We start from the raw sequence: 3,515 nt of genomic DNA, 5'->3' as shown, positions 1-3,515 counted from the left end.
CTGCGCGAGCGGTACGCGGACGGTCAGGCGGGCTTGAGGCAGCCTTGCTGCCGGCGTCGCCCGCCACGTTGGTCGCCTTCTGCGAGGCGCCGTCCACCGCGTTGCCGAGGTTGGCGCCGTCGATGGTGGACAGCCCGCCCAGAGCCGGGGTGCTCGGCAGGGCCGCCGCGCTCGCGGCGCCGGCCGCGCCGATCACGGGAGCTGCCGCCGCGACCAGAAGCGCGGCCCGGGCGATCCGACGCGTGAGGGGGAGAGACATGTTGCTCCTTCGACGGGAGAGGTAAGGACGCTTGCTGTCCGGCGATCGGACGCAGTGACTACCGCGTGAGTCCCCGGAAGGTTGCGGTGACCCAAGGTAAAGAATGAGCAATGCATCGCATTATCGGCTCTGCCGAAAACCGGGCAAAAACGGTGACCCAGGAATGGCGGCAGAAACGTCACATCCCTTGATTCGCAAGGGAGTTGACTCGAATGAGTACGTGTCACCGCGACGGGTTGCACACCTCATTCGGCGGTGCCGCGCATACCGCCTTCGAGGGACCCCGCGCACTATTGCGCGGTGGCGATTCGTACATCCGTGGAGGCCGCGTCGGCGGACTTCCGCCAGCCGTCGCCGGAATGCGCCGACGTCCACTCCCGGCCGCCGAAGGAGACGCCCGCGATGCGCAGCTCCTGCGCGTGCGCCACCGCCCACCGCGCCAACTCCCGCCCCCGGCGCTGCGATTCGGCCGACTCGCCGCCGCCCTTCACCGGCACCGTGACCGTACACGCCGCTTCGCCGGACCCGCTCCCCACGACCGGCCGCAGCCCCGTCCCGAAGTCGGTCCGCAGCTTCGCCCGCACCGCCGACGCGGAGCCCGGCTTGCCGTCGGCGGGGCTGGTCGTGCAGGTGAAGGACGCGGCCGGGCGGCCGGTGAGCGCCGCGGCCAGCAGCCCCGCGTCCGCCGCGTGCTTCTCGTACGCCTCGGGGAAGGCGCTGTGCTGCACCTTCTGCGCCGCCACGGTCAGCGGCAGCCGCTCGTACCCGTCCACCTCGACGAGATCGTCGTAGAACTTCCCCGCCGAGTACACCGGGTCGATGATCTGCGCGGCCGTGCCCCAGCCCTGGGACGGCCGCTGCTGGAAGAGGCCGACCGAATCCCGGTCCCCGTGCCTGACGTTGCGCAGCCCCGACTCCTGCGCCGCGGTGGCCAGCGCGATCGTCACCGCCCGCTCCGGCAGCCGGCGCGCGGAGCCGACGGCCTCGATGGTGGACGCGTTCGCGGCTTGCTCCGGGTCGAGCGAGAAATCCCTCCCGCCGGCCGACGCGGTGCAGCGCGGCGCCTCCGGCCCGGCCGTCATGAAGTGGGCGATCAGATAGCCGACCAGCGCCAGCAGCACGGCGCAGGCGGCGGCGAGGCGCAGCAGACGGCCCCGCGGTGCGGGGGAGGTGCGGGACATGGCGCATACGGTACTGGAGGAGACATAAGAATCTTCTGTGCTCGATGAGGCTCTATGTCGGCTTTGGGGCGGGCCTGCGGGAAGCGCCGGGGCCCCGTTAGAGTCGCCGCATGGATCACGCCGCACTGGACCTGTCCCTCGACGCCGCAGCGCTCACCGCACAGCTCGTCGACTTCCCCTCCGTGAGCGGGGACGAGAAAGCGCTCGCCGACGCGATCGAGCACGCGCTGCGCGCCCTGCCGCACCTGAGCGTCGAGCGCGACGGCGACGCGATCGTGGCCCGTACGGACCTGGGTCGCGCCGAGCGGGTCCTGCTCGCCGGGCACATCGACACCGTGCCCATCGCCGACAACGTGCCCTCGCGGCTCGACGCCGACGGCGTGCTCTGGGGCTGCGGCACCTCCGACATGAAGTCCGGCGTCGCCGTGCAGCTGCGCGTCGCCGCCACGCTGCCGGACCCCAACCGCGACGTGACGTTCGTCTTCTACGACCACGAGGAGGTCGAGGCGGAGCTCAGCGGCCTGAAGCGGCTCGGCGACCACCACCCCGAGTGGCTGGCGGGCGACTTCGCGGTGCTGCTGGAGCCCACCGACGGCAAGGTCGAGGGCGGCTGCAAGGGCACCCTGCGGGTCCGCGTGGAGACGACCGGCAAGCGCGCCCACTCCGCGCGCGACTGGCTCGGCGACAACGCCATCCACAAGGCCGCGCCGGTCCTCGACCGGCTCGCCGCGTACGAGGCGCGGCGCGCGGAGATCGACGGCCTGCTCTACCGCGAGTGCCTCAACGCCGTGCAGATCGAGGGCGGCAACGCGGGCAACGTCATCCCCGACGCCTGCGCCGTGATCGTCAACTTCCGCTTCGCGCCCGACCGCGACGAGGCCGCGGCCCTCGCGCACGTACGGGAGGTCTTCGACGGCTTCGACGTCGTCCTGACCGACAGCGCGCCCGGCGCGCTGCCCGGCCTCGCGCACCCGGCCGCGGCGGCGTTCGTCGACGCGGTCGGCGCCGAGGTCGCCGCGAAGGACGGCTGGACCGACGTCGCGCGCTTCTCGGCGCTCGGCGTGCCCGCCGTGAACTACGGCCCCGGCGACCCGAAGCTGGCCCACACCCGCGAGGAGCACGTCGTGGCCGCGGCCGTGCTGGAGGCGGAGGAGCGGCTCCGCGCCTGGCTGACGAGCTGACGTACCCGTGCTCGCCGAAGTGCCCGTGCGCGAAACCCCGGTGGGCCTACCCTGAACTGCAAAGATCCGCAGCAGAGGGAGCACAGTATGGGGAACCCCGAAGGAGCGCGCGCACAGCACGAACAGCGCCGGGGACCGGTGGTGCGCCGGAAGGACCAGATGCAGCCGGGGACCACCGACCAGCACTTGCTGGACACCCATGGGGCGACGGACTGGGTGCACGAGGACCCGTTCCGGGTCATGCGCATCCAGTCCGAGTTCGTCGAGGGCTTCGGCGCGCTCGCCGAACTGCCGCCCGCCATCAGCGTCTTCGGCTCGGCGCGTACGCCCAAGGACTCGGCGGAGTACGAGGCCGGGGTGCAGATCGGGCGCGGGCTGGTCGAGGCCGGCTTCGCGGTGATCACCGGCGGCGGGCCGGGCGCGATGGAGGCGGCGAACAAGGGGGCGACGGAGGCCGGCGGCGTCTCCGTGGGCCTGGGCATCGAGCTGCCCTTCGAGCAGGGGCTCAACCCGTATGTGAATATCGGCGTCGATTTTCGGTACTTCTTCGTCCGAAAAACGATGTTTGTGAAGTACGCTTCCGGATTCGTCGTGCTGCCCGGCGGACTGGGCACCCTGGACGAGCTCTTCGAGGCGCTCACCCTCGTCCAGACGAAGAAGGTCACCCGCTTCCCGATCGTGCTCTTCGGCACGGAGTACTGGCAGGGCCTGGTCGACTGGGTCACGCACACGCTCATCGCCCAGGGCAAGGCGGCGGAGCGGGACCTGGAGCTCTTCCACATCACGGACGACATCGACGAGGCCATCGCCCTGGTCACGAAGGAAGCGGGGGCCTGAACCCGGACACGGTGCGGGCCGCCGGGGCGCGGACCGGCGCCCGGCGCGGGCCCGGCT

The 3,515-nt window shown here is 71.8% G+C and carries 3 protein-coding genes and 1 pseudogene; 2 read left to right on the top strand and 2 right to left on the bottom strand.

Annotated elements, in window-relative coordinates:
* Both ACFU99_RS37655 and ACFU99_RS37650 read right to left on the bottom strand, forming a co-directional pair.
* Nucleotides 1–259: pseudogene (locus ACFU99_RS37655) on the bottom strand (hypothetical protein); the annotation flags it as partial.
* A 290-nt stretch (nucleotides 260–549) separates the two neighbouring features.
* Complete coding sequence (locus tag ACFU99_RS37650) at nucleotides 550–1,440, bottom strand: hypothetical protein (RefSeq protein WP_384401391.1); 891 nt, start codon at nucleotides 1,438–1,440, stop codon at nucleotides 550–552.
* 110 nt (nucleotides 1,441–1,550) lie between these two features.
* Here ACFU99_RS37650 and dapE point away from each other — a divergent pair, with 110 nt between their 5' ends.
* Both dapE and ACFU99_RS37640 read left to right on the top strand, forming a co-directional pair.
* The gene (gene dapE, locus ACFU99_RS37645; protein ID WP_384401388.1) at nucleotides 1,551–2,621 is read left to right on the top strand and encodes a succinyl-diaminopimelate desuccinylase; all 1,071 of its coding nucleotides are present in this window, start codon (nucleotides 1,551–1,553) and stop codon (nucleotides 2,619–2,621) included.
* 87 nt (nucleotides 2,622–2,708) lie between these two features.
* Entirely contained in the window at nucleotides 2,709–3,458 is a 750-nt protein-coding gene (locus ACFU99_RS37640) for a TIGR00730 family Rossman fold protein (RefSeq protein ID WP_384401385.1), read from the top strand.
* The last annotated feature ends 57 nt before the right edge of the window (nucleotides 3,459–3,515 follow it).

The organism is Streptomyces sp. NPDC057654, assembly GCF_042800135.1.
Taxonomy (GTDB): Bacteria; Actinomycetota; Actinomycetes; order Streptomycetales; family Streptomycetaceae; genus Streptomyces.
The sequence above is the reverse complement of the archived record's forward strand: the minus strand, read 5'-3'. Positions and strand labels throughout refer to the sequence as shown.

Bases quoted from the DNA above. Each gene is read 5' to 3' on its own strand.
- ACFU99_RS37650 (WP_384401391.1), bottom strand. From the start codon at position 1,440: ATGTCCCGCACCTCCCCCGCACCGCGGGGCCGTCTGCTGCGCCTCGCC.
- dapE (WP_384401388.1), top strand. From the start codon at position 1,551: ATGGATCACGCCGCACTGGACCTGTCCCTCGACGCCGCAGCGCTCACC.
- ACFU99_RS37640 (WP_384401385.1), top strand. From the start codon at position 2,709: ATGGGGAACCCCGAAGGAGCGCGCGCACAGCACGAACAGCGCCGGGGA.